This window comes from Streptomyces sp. NPDC052023 (assembly GCF_044548465.1).
In the GTDB taxonomy this organism is placed as follows: domain Bacteria; phylum Actinomycetota; class Actinomycetes; order Streptomycetales; family Streptomycetaceae; genus Streptomyces.
The window spans coordinates 56,717-71,788 of the sequence record NZ_JBIUBW010000028.1 but is presented as its reverse complement, the minus strand read 5'-3'; the positions used below and the strand labels follow the sequence as shown (position 1 = coordinate 71,788).

General features: G+C 69.3%; 7 protein-coding genes and 1 pseudogene. 7 read left to right on the top strand and 1 reads right to left on the bottom strand.

Features of this window, described 5'->3' with window-relative positions:
* Nucleotides 1–1,058 (top strand): annotated as a pseudogene (locus ACIHCM_RS34675) (hypothetical protein); the annotation flags it as partial.
* Between the two features lie 640 nt (nucleotides 1,059–1,698).
* Here ACIHCM_RS34675 and ACIHCM_RS34670 read toward each other — a convergent pair.
* The gene (locus ACIHCM_RS34670; protein WP_399905061.1) at nucleotides 1,699–4,659 is read right to left on the bottom strand and encodes a hypothetical protein; all 2,961 of its coding nucleotides are present in this window, start codon (nucleotides 4,657–4,659) and stop codon (nucleotides 1,699–1,701) included.
* A gap of 1,704 nt (nucleotides 4,660–6,363) precedes the next feature.
* On the opposite strand from ACIHCM_RS34670, the gene ACIHCM_RS34665 reads away from it, so the two are divergent.
* The 6 genes from ACIHCM_RS34665 (at nucleotide 6,364) to cas3 (ending at nucleotide 15,031) form a co-directional block, all read left to right on the top strand.
* Nucleotides 6,364–7,551, top strand: a complete 1,188-nt coding sequence (locus ACIHCM_RS34665; protein ID WP_399905058.1) for an ABC-three component system protein — start codon at nucleotides 6,364–6,366, stop codon at nucleotides 7,549–7,551.
* Nucleotides 7,552–7,591: 40 nt separating this feature from the next.
* The gene (locus ACIHCM_RS34660) at nucleotides 7,592–8,077 is read left to right on the top strand and encodes a three component ABC system middle component (RefSeq protein ID WP_390747192.1); all 486 of its coding nucleotides are present in this window, start codon (nucleotides 7,592–7,594) and stop codon (nucleotides 8,075–8,077) included.
* A gap of 4 nt (nucleotides 8,078–8,081) precedes the next feature.
* Complete coding sequence (locus ACIHCM_RS34655; RefSeq protein WP_399905054.1) at nucleotides 8,082–10,052, top strand: DUF3732 domain-containing protein; 1,971 nt, start codon at nucleotides 8,082–8,084, stop codon at nucleotides 10,050–10,052.
* Nucleotides 10,053–10,724: 672 nt separating this feature from the next.
* The gene (locus tag ACIHCM_RS34650; protein ID WP_399905051.1) at nucleotides 10,725–10,979 is read left to right on the top strand and encodes a hypothetical protein; all 255 of its coding nucleotides are present in this window, start codon (nucleotides 10,725–10,727) and stop codon (nucleotides 10,977–10,979) included.
* A gap of 873 nt (nucleotides 10,980–11,852) precedes the next feature.
* A complete protein-coding gene (locus ACIHCM_RS34645; protein WP_399905047.1) occupies nucleotides 11,853–12,005 on the top strand; it encodes a hypothetical protein in 153 nt (50 codons plus the stop codon).
* Between the two features lie 173 nt (nucleotides 12,006–12,178).
* Complete coding sequence (gene cas3, locus ACIHCM_RS34640; protein WP_399905044.1) at nucleotides 12,179–15,031, top strand: CRISPR-associated helicase Cas3'; 2,853 nt, start codon at nucleotides 12,179–12,181, stop codon at nucleotides 15,029–15,031.
* Nucleotides 15,032–15,072 lie beyond the last annotated feature (41 nt).

Below are 15,072 nucleotides of genomic sequence, written 5' to 3'. Positions count from 1 at the left end.
CGCAGGCGGGGGAGCAGGCGCCTGCCGCGCACCCGGAGCGGTCGCACGACCTTGGAGGCGAAGGGAACGCGCAACACCTCACCGACGCCTATCAGGCCTGGGTGGCCGCCTTCGGATGTGAGCCCACGAGCGCGCAGTTCGCTCTATGGCTCCAAGACCAGTACGGCATCGCCACCGCGGCCGGCGGGCCACTGTCCGACGCGCAACTCGAACCCCTGCTGCAGCTCCTCAAGCAGCGCCACACTCCCTCAGCTGAGAACGGCACCGAACCCCAAGCCCCGCCCGACGCGGACGACGGATGGGGCGACTACTTCTACAACGCCTGGCTCGCGCACGCGCAGGAGCACGGGGCCTACCCCGATGCCGCCGCCCTCGCCACGTACGTCTACGACCGGGACCAGATCACCGGCGCCAACGGCCAGCCCATCACGGGCGAGGACCTTCAGGTCTTCGTCTCCACCTTCCGGCAGCGCGAGTTCGACGAGTCGGAGCCGCACGCCGACGGGGAAGCCGCCGAGCCCGCCCCACAGACGCCCTTTGACGATCCCCTCCCGAACGAAGGCGGGTACGAGGAGACAGCCGCCGGCGCGGGCGCACACCCCGCCACGGAGAAGCGCACTCCCAGGGTGAGTGCCGCCATCGACGACCCGTCGGGCGAAGACGACGCAACCGGGGAGCCCGCCGCGCTCACCACCGTCGACCGCTACTACCTCGCCTGGACGCAGTACCAGACCGAACTCGGCGAAGAACCCAGGGCCGAGCAGCTCTCCGCCTACCTCGCAAGCAACAAAGGCATGAGCGGTCGCGGCGGCAAACCGGTCAGCCCATCCACCCTGCGCCGCTACCTCTTGCCCTTCCGTGTCTACAACGTCTGGGCGGAGCAGCGAGTGCGCAACGAAACCCCATCGCTCGACGCAATTGCGCAGGAGTGCGCAGCCCACGGGATCACTGCGCAGCACAACAAGCCCCTCACCCCCGACTACATTGCCGGGCAAGCCGCCGACTTCGAGCGGCGCTGGCATGCACTGATCCGCCACCACGCGCAGTCACAGAAGTGAGAAGCCGCGCCCTGCTGGTCACTGCGCAACACTGATCCGGTCAGCGCCAACAGCTGCGCAATCGAGAGACCGCAGGTCACCTCAGCATTCGCAGCCGGGATGCTCATGGCGCAGTCAGTGCGCACAGCGATCTGCGAGCGGCGCACCCGTCACCGGGATCAGGAGGACCCGTGCGCGCACTGCGCGTCGCCCCCGGCACCACCGTCACGGAACTCGACCTGCCCGGGCCCGGTGCGCACTCCACGATCCGGGATCACATCGGAACGACCGGCGCGGTTGACCAAGGCGTGTACCAGCGGCGGGCTCTCCTGCACATCCACGGAGACGGGCGCGCGATCGGGCTCGCGCAGATCATCACCGCATGGGTGCTGGCGAGCGTCTGCCGACGCATCGCCTTGGACCCGATCCACGGGCCGGTCATCGTCACCGGACGCGCCCATGATGGGGGAGTTGTCGGCCTGGACGTCGGCCTGGCCCGGCACGTGTGCGTGGTTGCGCAGCCCGTACGGGGAAACACGCGCGAAGTGGCGTGCACGGCCGCCCGCGTCCAACGAAGCGGCCTGAGTGAACTGCTTGCCTACGCGGCTCGGGATGTTTCCCGCAGCGAGGAGCGTGTACCGCGCGGCCCGTATACCAACGGTTACAGGGCCTTGCGTGCTGTCGTGCCCGAGCGGTTGAGGAGTTCGTGGATGAGCTGCTCGGTCTCGAGCTCAAGGTCGCAGTCCAGTGTTCGGTTGACGTGCTGGACGCGAGAGATCGCCATGTGCAGACCGGACCGGTTCCCGGCTGCCCTTTCGATCTTCATCCAGTCCCGGTACAGCAGCTCGGCGGTCTCGTCCACCTCAAGCCCCGTCGCGATGGCCTGCCGGGCGGCGCTGAGGTCATGGTGCGGGCCGGCCGGGGTGCGGTAGGCCGCCACCGTGTGGGCCACATCGATGATCCGCGTGATCATTTCCTGTTGGTGAGGCTCGGCCCACGGCAGCGGCCGGGTGCCGAAGGGGCGGCCGCGTACGAGCGACAGCGCCTTTTCGAGGTCCGCAAGACCCGCCGCCGCCTGCGGGAGGCCGCGCTCGGCGAGCTGGAGGAACCGGGTCCAGTCGCAGCGCACGGCGGGGGAGAGAAGGTAGGGGTCGTCGCCGCTGCGGCGGCGAGGCACATAGGCGTTGCCGGCAGCGTCGTTGCCCAGGGCGCGACGCATTCCCTGCAGCCGGGCGTTGAGGGTGTTCACCGACCAGGGATTGAGCGGGTCCATGTCGGCGCACAGCGCGTCAGCGGTACGCCCGGGACGGAAGAACATGAGCGCGGCGAGCTGGGCGATGCGTGGCCCGTGGCCGGTCGTGCCGACCCGGTCCACCTCCACTGGTCCCAGCACCCGGATCTCCGGCGCATTGAAGTCGTGCGCGCCGGAGTCGTCGTCGCGGGCCTGGGCGTGGTCCGCCTCCTGGGCGGGGGAGCGCTGAGCCGCCAAAGCCTCGCTGTCCGCCACATCGGATTGCGACGCCCCTGTGGCTGCTGGAGCAGCTTCCCCTTCGCCGCCGTCGGTCTGGCTGTCGGCCGGTGTGCCGGGCAGGAGCCGCAGTGATGACGGATCGGCGGTGGCCGCCAGCAGAGCCGGGAACACCTCACCATCACCCGCGTTTTGAGCAACAGGGGTCGATGAGGAAGCATCGCTGTCCTCGTCGGCTTCTCGGGCCGCGGCCTCCTCCGTGCGATCCCGCTCGGTCGGTGCCACTACGTCGAACTCGTCCGGAACCTCCTGCCAGGGTCCCTCAGCTTCCTCGGCAGGCTGCCCGGACAGGGCGAGCGCCGCAGTGATCTGCAGGTAGGCAGCATGCTCCAGGCGCTGCACCGTGATGTCGGTACCGGCGTGGTCGAGGGTCTGCGGCTCGCTGAGGGAGGCATTGAGGATCTCCGCCTCGGGGAAGTGCGCGGCCGACGTGCTCGCCGGGGCGATGAGGGTGACGGGAACCGTCCCGGCCTTGTCAATGACGTCGGCGAACTCCCAGGCGGTGTCCGCGTCCAGAGTGGATGCGCACAGCAGCAGGTACGGCTGATGCTGGTTTTCGGGCATCTGGTGCGCTTCCAGCAGCCGTTCGCTCAGATCGCGCAGTGCATGCGCGGCCTGGCGCATGTGGGCGATCCGCGCGGTGGGCAGCAGCTGCGGCAGGTCCTCGCCGAACCCGATCGTGACGATTTCAACGTCACCTGCCCATGGGCTCATCCCGAGCTCCAGGGCGAGCGAGGTGCACACCTCGCTGATATGGACCGGGTTACCGTCCAGCAGTACGGCAGGCACCTGGGCGAGGTTGAACAGCAAGAGGTCACCTGCTTCGGTGCTGCCGATCGTGACCAGTCCCGGATACGGTGCCGGCACCTCGCGGGCGGCCTCCTCGTCCAGGAGGACCGCGTCCGGGGCCAGGACCCACCAGCCGCCCCGTCCGGCAGCGAACGGCGCCACCGGTTGCTGGGCGAGGTCCTCGGGCAGCACCTCGATGGCGCGGGCCCCGATCCGTGCGGCTCGCAGCGGTGGCAGGAGCGCGTCGTTCGCCTCCTGCGGGGCCACGTGGTGGGCCAGGGTCCGCAGCGCTACGTCCAGGCGGGCTGCTCCGCCCGGTTCGGCGGCCGCCGCCAACTGGGCCTCGGCCGGTGAGATCTCCGCTGCGATGGCGATCTTCTCGCCGGGCTTGCGGCGCCGACGCTGCAGCGTCCGGCGCAGGGCGAGCGCACCGGTGACGGCGGCAGCGAGCAGCGCGCCGGCGCCGAGCACGATGCGCAGGTTCAGCGGACTGCTGCTGGTCGGAGCCGTCGCCGGGGTCTCGGGCGCCGGGGTGGCAGGGGAGGAGGCAGTCGAGCCGGACGATTCCGACGCTGACGCCGACGGGGAGGCGGCAGAGGGCGAGGCGCTGGCGCTGGGCTCGGGCGTCGCGGACGCCGCGGAGGACGGAGAGGACTGATCCTGCCCGGGCCGCTCGGCAGGGCGACTGGACGGTGCGCTGGGGGCCGACGACTGCGGTGCCGGCGTTGCGGTGTGGCTGGGCGCGGGTGCCTGTGCATCCCCCGAGCCGTCGCCCGGCTTCTGCTTGCCGTCGGGATTCTGAGTGGCCGGGGGAGTGGGCTCCTGGCCGCCCGCCTCATCGCCCTGGGCAGCTCCCCGGGGCGGATGGTCAGGCTGAGGGCCGGGCACAGTGACCTGCTGCCCCGCGTAGATGACATCCGGGTCGGAAATGACGGGCAGGCCGTCCGGCTGTGGCTTGCCCCGGCTGGCCTCGAACAGCTCCGGCCACTCGCCGCCGTCGCCGAGCTCTTCCTCCGCGATCTTCGACAGATAGTCGCCCGAGTGGACCGTGACGACGTGCTCACCCTTCTCGTCGGCAGCCGGGACACCGTCACCCAACTGCGTACGGACGCCTGCCGCCGACGCCGCCGCATCGGGCATTTCCAGCTTCCAGCCCGGCTGCAGAAAGCTGTTCGTCCGAAACGTCTGTCCGTCGGCCATGGTGCGGCCCTCGTTCAGGGCGGCGATCTCCCGCCACCGTTCTCCGTCCCCCAACTGCTGCTCGGCGATGGTCCACAGGCTCTCCGCGGGTCGCGTCTCTCGCACCGTGTACGAAGTGCGGGATGCCGACGTGAGCGCGGCAGATTCTGCGGCCGTGTCGGACTCGGCTGTCGGTGGGGCCTGGGCCTGCCCGGGCACGCGGGCTGCGCTCGCTGCCGGTGCTGCCTGGGCCGGGGAGGATGCCAGGGCCGAGCTTGTGGGCAGCAGGACCAGGATGCTGCCGATGAGCGCGGCTGCAGCGTGCGACTTCTCACTTCGGTGTCACTGGCAGTTCTCATTTGGGTGTCACGTGTCTTTGCTGTTCAGGACGGAGAGGTGGTGACGTCGAGTGAGAAGTCTTGGTGACATGGTGTGAGAATCTCCAGCGCGCTGAATTGAGAAGGCCATGGGGGCCAACCGCATGACCTGCTGTTTTATTTGGTCTTGTGGGGCGAGAGCTGTAGGCGATGCCTGAGGATCGACTCGACACGGGTGAGAGGCCGGAACAACCTGCATCATTGCTTGGCCGCCACGCGCGTGGCGAAGGTGACGCGGCTGGACGACCGGGGAGGCGTCACCGTGGACGGACCCCCACATGTGTAGGGAAGGCGGGGTCTGCACGTGGTCGGCATCCCAGACCTGAGAGAAACCCCCACGTGCGTGGGGAAGGCCATCCGGCTGCCCGCACACTGTAGATCGCGGGAGACAGACCCCCACGTGCGTGGGGAAGAACCGAGACTGAACGCGCTCTTGTTCAGCTGGTCGGACGGACCCCCACGTATATGGGGAAGGCCCCTGCTGACCTGCGGAGTTCATCAGCGTCAGTAGTGGATTTTACTCATGTTCTGAGGGGGCGATGGTCGCTTCTCGCTTGAGGCCGCCGAAGTGTCAGTGGCGGCTGAATTCAGGCGTCGCCGAGGAAGCCCACAACCAGCCGCGCCGCGTTCATGCTCGCTCCCTACGCTGTCGGCTCCCTGTCTTATCGCGGTCGAACCGACAACGGCACCGGATTGGGACAGACGTCAGCAACGCCACATCCCACCGCTCACCTTCGTGACACATGCCCCGGACAGCTCAGCCGCCCCAGTTGGCGTCGGGGCGCGGAGTGCCCGGGTGTGCCGGCAAGCACGATCGAGGTCCGCCAGCAAGCGTCCGCGTGATCCGCCTCTTGGATTCTGAGTCTTCAGGGCGCGCGACGAGCGCGCGATCGGGCGCTGCGATGGCCTACAGCGGTCATACGGAGTCATCGAGGCGGATCGCGTGAAGGCTGCCGTTCTTGGTGGTGATGTACAGGACGCCACTGCACAGCTGGGGAATGCCCTGCCTGGCAGGATCCCAGAACAGGCTCCGGAAGTTGGCTTGCACCGGGACCACCCGGCGTGTCCTGTGTGCTGGTTCTGATCAGACGAGGCCGCGGGTGGGTGTCAGGCGGTGACGGACTCATACGTTGGGCTCGACGTAGGCGGCGTGGTCGTGCGCGGTGTCGCAGTGGACGGGGGCAGGCGCGCCAGGCACGACGACGTCTCCGTCACGGTCGAAGGGAAGCACGGCTGACCGCTGCACTCGATGGCCGGCCCGAGTCCCGGCGGAGGCTCCGGAACCGGTCGTAGCTGTCACGGAAGAGGGTCCGCAACCGCTGTGGGCGCTCAGTCGCGCCGGCACGACGTTGACGAGCCCGCCGTGAACCCGTGACAATATCGTACATAGATTCGATATGTGAGCTGGCATGGCGTGTGGACGCTGTGCCGGGCCAGGGGGAGACTGCACGTCATGGGAAAGGGTTCTCACAGCGCTGCTCCGAATGCCATCGGTTACCAGCACCAGACCTGGTGGGCCCTGGTCGAGTTGCTGCAGAACGGGGCCAGCAGACCCGATGCCGCGCTGAGTCTGGAGCTCTACGACGACGTGGCGTGGGAACGAAAAGGGACGGCCACGGAACTCCTCCAGGTCAAGCACCACATCGGGCAGCACCGTTCGCTCACCGATACGGCAACGGACGTGTGGCGCACGCTGAAGGTGTGGATGGACGAAGCCTGTCCGTCCGACCCCGCTGGCCCAGCGCTTGCTCTGGTGACGACCGAGACGGCCGCGGAGGGAACGGCCGTCGCTGCCCTGTGCCCTCGCAGCCGCAATGAAGCAGAGGCCAAGCGCCTGCTGGAGCATGTCGCCCGCACGTCCACGGCCCAGCTGACCGAGACCGCCCGCACCCAGTTCCTCGGTCTGGGCGACGCCGAGAGGCTGACGTTCATCTCCCGCATCCGGGTGATCGACCGCTCACCCCACATCCAGGACGTCGCCGGCCAGGTCAAGGAACGCCTGCACTGGGCCCTGCCACCCGGTCACGAGGACCTGTTCCTGGCCATGGTCTGGCAGTGGTGGGACGAGACGGCACTCGCCCTGCTGCAGGGCCGCCAGCGCGGCATCGACGTCGGCGACGCCAAGGTGGCGATCGCCGACATCCGGGACCAGTTCACCCGCGACAACCTGCCCACCCTGGTGGAACTCGCGGACGTCAATGCGCCAGAACTCGAACAGAAGTACCGCATGCACCCGTTCGTGCAGCAGATGCACTGGGTGGCCTACCCGCCGCGCAACCTGCAAAAAGCGATCGTGGACTACTACCGCGCCTACACCCACTCGGTGCGCTGGCTCGAAGAAGACCTCATCGGGGCAGCCGAGCTGACCCGGTTCGAGAACGAGCTCGTCGACGAGTGGGAGCGCGAGTTCGAGTGGATGCTCGACTCCCTCGACGACGACGCGGACGACGACGCGAAGAAGATCGCCGGCAAGGAACTGCTACGGCAACTCCTGGGCCAGACCAGCCTCGCGGTGCGCTCGCGCTACAACGACCCTTTCTTCGCCCGCGGTCAGCGACACATGCTCGCCGACACTGGCAAGATCGGCTGGCACGCCGACTTCGAGACCCGCATCGCCAACCTGCTGAAGGTGGGCACGTGACGCCGCCGCCTCCTTCTGCCACCGCGACGAGGAGATGAGCATGACCGCATGGAGTGATCGCTCCCCGATCTCCGCCGTCATGCTCAACCCGGCCCTGATGGCGGCCATCCTGGCCAGCGCCGCCCAGGGCCATGAGAAAGAGACGCAGCAGGCCATGCCCTGGGTCCTGGGGTTCGTGACCGCCCCCATGGTCCTGCACCAGCCCACCCGCAACGCCCTGCCCACCTCGACCAGAACCCACCTCGGCGCCTGGATCGGCAAGAACCCCGTCCTGCGGGCCGGGTTCCCCGCCCGGGCCCAGGCCCTGGCCGAACCCGTCAAGGAAGGCACCCGGTTCGGCCTGGCCCACCACGCCCTGACCCTCGAGCCCGACGGCCGTGTGAGGTCCCTCTACCGCAGACCACGCGGATTCAAGACGCCCGACGAACTCGACCACATGCTGCGCAAGGCCAGCCTGGTAGGGCGCTGGCTCGCCAAAGCTGACAGCCCGGCGACTGTTTTTGCCGTCCTTGGCGTGGCACCCTGACCGGGTGCAACTGCTCGCGATCATCCTCTACAGCAAGACAGGCGACCGGCAGATCCTGGAATTCACCCCAGGCGCCCTGAACGTCGTGACGGGCGAGTCCAAAACCGGCAAGAGCGCCCTGCTCGAGATCGTCGAATCCTGCCTGGGACGCGACACCCTGCAGATGCCGGTGGGACCCATCACCAGCACCGTGTCCTGGTACGCCGCTCTGTTCCAACTGGACAGCGGCCGCGCCTTCGTTGCCCGCCCCGCCCCCAAGGCCGGCAAAGCCTCCACCCAGCAGGCCATGCTCGCCTTCGGCGCAGACCTCGCACCGTTCGACTACGAGCAGCTCGAGGTCAACTCCGACACCAATGCGGTCCGCGAGCAGCTCGGCCGCCGCATCGGCATCGAGGAGAACCTGCACGAGCCTGCAGCCGGATCCAGCCGCCAGGCACTGGAAGCCCACATCGGTCATGCCGCCCTGCTCTGCCTGCAGCGCCAGAGCGAGATCGCCGACCCCGGCTTCCTCTTCCACCGCCAGGGCGAGCAGTTCATGGCCCAGACCTTGAAAGACACCATCCCTTACTTTCTCGGTGCCGTCCCCCGCGACCAGGCACTCAGACGAGCCCAGCTCGCGGCGGCCCGGCGCGAGGTGCGCGCCGCCGACACGGCCTACCAGCAGGCCCTCCAGAGCGCGCAACGGGCACAGGCCGGACTCGCCGCGCTGTGGCGAGAAGCCTTCACGCTCGGCATGGTCGAAACCGAGGAGCAGCCCGAGCGCATCGCAGCCCTGGCAGCCCTGCACGCCGCGGTGACCGCCGGCCCCGTGCCGGCGGCCGCCGATCCGCAGACGGCCGCCCGCCGCACCGCACTCGAACAAGAACGCGACCAACTGCGCACCCGCCTCAAAAGCGTGGCCGCGGAACGCGAACTGCTCCTGCAACAAGACAACTCAGCCAGCGACTACGCTGGCGCCGTCCGCACCCAGACGGCACGCCTGGCGAGCCTCAACCTGCTCGGCGTGCGACCGGAAGGCGACCAGGACCCCTCCGCGGTCTGTGCCCTGTGCGGGTCAGCGATGAGCGAACCCGATCCGACGGCCCAAGAACTCCACCACAGCCTTGAGCGACTCGATGCTCAGCTGCAGGGCGTCGAGGCCGCCCGGCCAGCCCGACGCGCCGCTCTGGCCGAGCTGGACGAAAGAGCCGACGAACTTCGGGCGTCTCTGCGCACCGTCGACAGCACCCTGCAGTCCCTCGTCTCCGCCCGCGCCGTCACCGACGATCTCGCTGACGCCTCCCGCCGCGACTTCATGCGCGGCCGCATCCACGCAAGCCTTGCCGCCCTTCCCGCCAGCACGGCCGACGAAGTTGCCCGCCTGAAGCAATTACTGGATACCGCACAGGCCCGGATCGAGGCGCTGACGGCCGAACTCGACCCCAACGAGGAACGTGAGCAGCTCACGTCACGTCTCGTCGCGATCAGCCAGGACATGACCGACTGGGCTGACCGGCTCCAGCTCGAACACAGCGGGCAGAGCGTACGACTGGACCTCAGCCGGCTGACCGTCGTCACCGACACCGAACAAGGACCAGCCCCCCTCTTCCGCATCGGCAGCGGGGAGAACTGGGTCGGCTACCACGTCATCGTCCACCTCGCCCTGCACCGCTACTTCACCCGACAAGACCGCCCAGTCCCGCGCATCCTGATGCTGGACCAGCCCACCCAGGTCTGGTACCGCTCGGAAGTCGACCAGGCCACCGGAACCCTCGAGGACGACACGGACCGGGCAGCCGTCACGCGCCTGTTCCGCCTCATCCACGATGTGGCCCGCGAACTCGCCCCCGACCTCCAGATCATCGTCTCCGACCATGCAAACCTGGATGAGCCGTGGTTCCAGGAATCGGTACGCCATAACTGGCGCGGCGGCCGCAAACTCATCCCGCCAGCCTGGATCGAACAGGCCGGTCAAACGGGTGACACCGGCAACTGAGCAAAAGCGATCGTGACCGGCCCCGGCGGCACCCATCATCCCTGCCTATCGCAGTCGTGACGGCCTCGCCGCAGCAAAACCGCCCTGCAGTCACGGGCTACCGCAGCGCCCAGGCGAGCCGGTATACGAAAACGAAGAGTAGGGACCGGTGCAACTCGGCGCGCGCAGAACGCCAGGCCTGCACCAGCCACGACCTCACCGACTCCTCTCCGTATGCCCCGGGGGGAGAGGACACCGGGGTGAACCCACGCGTGTGGAAGGCATCGCGAAGAAGATGCAGAAGGACTACGGGGTGGAACGACCCCACACGTGTGGGGAAGACGGCAGATTGGGCGAGAACGGTGACGTACTGCAGGACGCACCCCCACGTGCGGGGGGAAGCCGTGAACCCCGCCGTCGGCCTCACCTTGGACGATGACAGACCCCCACGCGTGTGGGGAAGGGGCAGCGGCGTACTCGTACCCCTCGCTCCCGATCGACAGACCCTCACGTGTGAGGGACCCCCGGTGACGACGGACTGGGCCGCGAGCTGTGGGGCAGCCCCCCGTGTGTAGGGAAGAAGCCGGGGCCGACGTGCCTCCGCTGGAACGACCCCCACGGCGCGTGAGGAAGCCTACCCCAGGTAGAGGGGAGCAGCGGGAAGGAGGGAACGCCCCCCACGCTGTGGGGAAGGTGCGGGAAGCGTATGAACCGTTCCCCCTTGCCTCGTTCGACATCCTCGCCATCGGCCATGACATGCCCGCAGCCTGCACGGTGACGGTCCGCCTGGACCACTCCCACGGCGCCAGGGTGACCGCCGCCCTGCGGTGGGTCAAAGAAGACGACCATGCCTATCCCAAGCCCGACCCGTGGCCGGGGGAGTGGCGATCGGTCATCTGGGATCCCCTGCACTTCCTCGCCCCGGCCCGTGCCCTGCCTCCCACGTGATCCGCCGTCGGGGTTCGCTCCGGCCTGCGTCACCCATTACCGACCTGCCCGACCGGCAATTCGTCACCATCCGCCAACCTCAACTCTGCCGGTCAACGCCGACCTGGAGCGGGCGCTTTGAACGCCCGTGACGCCGGGCGCGGTCAAAGGTTCGACAGACCCCCACGGGTATGGGGAAGACGTCGAGCGGACCTTCGGCAGTATCAACACCCTGGACAGACCCCCACGCACGTGGGGAAGAGACCGCTGGCCCAGGAAAATCTGTTCGACGACGGGAGGCAGACCCCCACGCGTGTTGGGAAGAGTGTCGGCGCGTCAGTGCGGTGTCGTCTGGGCCGGACAGACCCCCATGTGACTGGAGAGGATTCCCGTGGGCGGTCAGACGCGCCCAGCCCCGGAACGATGAACCCCCACGAGTGCGGGGATGCTCCGCAGCGGCGATGAAGTGAGGCAGACCCCCACGCGTGTGGGGAAAACAGCATGGGCCGGTTCTCGTCCAGAGCGATCCGCGACAGACCCCCACGTATGTGGGGAAGACGCGCGTTCACGTCCTTGGTCGTGGGAGCGGGGCGACGGCCCCCCCCCCGCATGCGGGGAGACTCGCTCCACAGCCCGGCTGGGCGTCCGTACAGGAGGAGAAGCCTGCCGCCACTGCAAAGACTCTCACCACCGAAGGCTGACCCCCACGTGTGTGGGGAGAGCGGATACAGCGCGTCCATCATCACCGAAGCCAGGGAACGACCCCCACGCACGTGGGAGGGCACCCCGCTGGTATCCCGTCTTTCCCCGCGTGCTGGACAGACCCCCACGTGTGTGGGGAGCCAAGGCGGGCTGGCCCGGGTGTGCGCAATTCACCGACGAACCTCCACGTACGTGGGGAAGACGCCGGACTACTTCCTCGGCAGCCGCGAGGAGCTGGGCAGACCCCCACCGGTGTGGGGAAGGCCGCGCATCGCCCAGCTGGCCGCCCTGCTGTATGGCGGATCCCCACGCGTGTGGGGAGACAGGTCCCTGAGCGGCCCGTGATGACCAGCAGGGGCGCACCCTCACAAGATGAGGAAACTGGTGAGATCCGAATCGCAGGCTACACCCTGCCCTCCCAGGGACGCGTGCCGGGGGAGATGCTCTGCATGCGGCAGGATAGGTGCAACACCCCTGATTCCAGGGTGGGTTGACGTAGAGCGGAGCGGGAGCATTCGGTGGGGGTGCGGGAGGATGCCCGGCGCGGCGGGATCGATCTGACGCCGTGGGGCAAGTTCGACCGCGGCGCGTGGGCGGTGTATCCGTTGCTGTTTCATCTGCTGGATGTCGCGGCGCTCGCGGGCGTGGTCTGGGACCGGTATCTGACCCGCGGTCAGCGTCGGCTGATCGCCGCCGGGCTGGGGCTCACGCTGGCCGAGGCGCGCTGTCTGGTGATGTTCATCGCCGGCCTGCACGATCTCGGCAAGCTGTCGGCGTTCCAGGAACAGGAGGCGTATCCCTGGGCCCGGGTCAGCGACACCCTGCGCGCGGACATCCGTGACTGGCAGCGTATGCCGCACGAACGGGCGTCCATGCACAGTGTGCTGCACCTGCTGGCCGAGGCCGGCTACCCGGCGGACACCTCCGACAGCCCCGGAGTGCTCGTCGCCCAGATCCTGGGCGGTCACCACGGCCGGTTCCTGCAGGTCGACATCGGCGGTGCGGCCAAAGCCTCCCGGGTCAACCTCGCCCTGGGCGGGCCGGTCTGGCAGGATCTGCGTCGCCGCTACTTCGCTCTGCTGCGCCATCTGACCGGCGCCACCGCGGTGCCCGCGGACGTGTCGGTGCCGGCGGCTGTGCTGATCACCGGAATCGGCATCATCGCGGACCGGCTGGCCAGCCAGCGCCACTACTGGCTGCCCAAGGCCCAGGCGCCCGCCTTCGGCGCCGGCGAGCACTTTGCCCAGGCCGTCCGGGACGCCCCCGCTGTGGTCGAGGAGTCCGGGCTGGCCCGCATCACCCTGCCGCAGGTGCCGTTCACCCAGGCCCACGGCGGCCTGGAGCGGCCGAACGCCCTGCAGGTCTCGGTGATCGGGCAACTCGCCGCCGTGGTGGGGGAGAAGGGGCCCGGTATCCTGGTGGTCACCGACGCCACAGGCGGCGGAAAGAGCGTCACCGCGCTGGAAGCAGCACGGATCTTCAACGCCTCCGGGGACACGGCCGGCATCCTGTGGCTGCTGCCGACCATGGCCACCACCGACGCCGCCTACGACATGCTCGAGGCTTACGTCGCGGCCCACCATCCCGAGCACGCCCCGGTCTCCCTGGTCCACAGCCACAGCTACGACAACACCGCCTACACCGACCACCGCCTGGCCGCCCACCAACCCTCCACCAGCGACGCCTACTGGCCCGACAGAGACGTCGGCGACGATGACAAGCTGGCCGCGGGGGAGCGGCCCGAAGAACGCGTCACGGTGCCCGACGGCTGGCTGCGCGGCTGGGACAGGGCCCTGCTGGCCCAGTTCACCGTCGCCACCCACGACCAGGCCCTCATGGCCGTCCTGCCGGTCCGCTTCAGCGCCCTGCGCATGCTGGCCCTGTGCGGGCGGCCCGTCATCGTCGACGAAGTCCACGCCCTGCCCCCGTTCATGCGCCGCATGCTGTCCCGGCTGCTGCACTGGCTCGGCGCCATGGGCTGCCCCGTGGTGCTGCTGTCCGCGACCCTGCCCGGCCACATCAGCAGCCAGCTCGTCCGCAGCTATCTCGACGGCGCCGGCCACCCGCACCCCGCTACAGCCCACCTGGACTGCCGGCCCCCCTACCCGGGCTGGCTCTACGCCGCCGCCTCGGACGCCTCCCTCACCCGCATCGACCCGGCCGCGGCCGAAGCCCACGCCGACCGCCACCGCCGCTGTGCCGACATCCGTCTCCACCCCGTGCGCCACTCCTCCTGCACCGACCCCGAGGACACACCCGCCCGGGAGAGCCGCCTGGAGCGGATCACTCAGGAGATCGCCCCCGTCGCCCGCTCCGGCGGCTGCGCGGCGGTGTACTGCGCCACCATGGCCGACGCCCAGACCACCTACACGCATCTGCGTACCCTCGACTGGCCGGACGGCGGCCCTGACGGCCAGCTGCTCCTGCTGCACGCCCGCCTGCCCGGCCACCAACGCGAGGCCCTCACCCGCCGTATCCGCACCGCCCTGGCCTCAGCCGGCGAGCGCCCCGGGCGGCTGGTGGTCGTCACCACCAGCCTGTTGGATATGAGCCTCAATATCGATGTCGACGTCATGGTCAGCGACCTGGCGCCCCTGCACACCCTCCTGCAACGCCTGGGCCGCCTGTGGCGCTTCGACCACATCAAGCGGCCCGACTGGCTGTCCGGCGGTCGCCCCTGCCTGATCGTCCTGGAGCCCACCGACCATCGCGGCCGCACCCTCTTGCCGCCCGCTTGGCGCCAGTTGGGCTCCCCGTTCCTGCCGCTCGCCACCGCCGCCTATCTCGCCCGACGGCCCGAGCAGCCGCTCACCCTGCCCGACGACGTGCAGCAGCTCGTGGAAGCCGTACACGGAGACGCCGACGCCCTGGCCCGCACCGATGCCGCCCTGCGCCGCAGCCACACCTTGCACCAGGCCCGCACCCGCACCGAGGAACACCACAGCCTGCTGCACCTGGTTCCGGCCTGGCGCGACACCCTCTCGCTGTCCGATCTGCACCGCCAGAACCTGCACCCCCGCGAGGCTGCCACCCGCCTGGGCGCCATGCCCCGCCGCCTCCTGCCCGTCTACCGCATGTCCGGCGGCCGCCTCACTCTGGACGCGGCCGGCACCCGGCCGCTGCCCGAGCACCGCAAACCGACCACCGCCCAGATCCGCACGATCCTCCAGCACACCCTGCCCGTCCCCGCCGCCTGGGTCGCCGGCCGCACAAGAGACCACCACATCCCCGCCTCCTGGCGCAGCCACGCCCTCCTCGCCGACCTCGTCCTGCTCCCGCAGGACGCCGGCGATCCCTCCCGGCCGGTGCGCTTTGGCCGGCACCGTCTGCACCTCGACGGCGCCCTGGGACTGGTCCACACCGAAGACTGAACCGCTTCCCGCTTCCCGCCTCACGCCGCCCGCCCGAACTC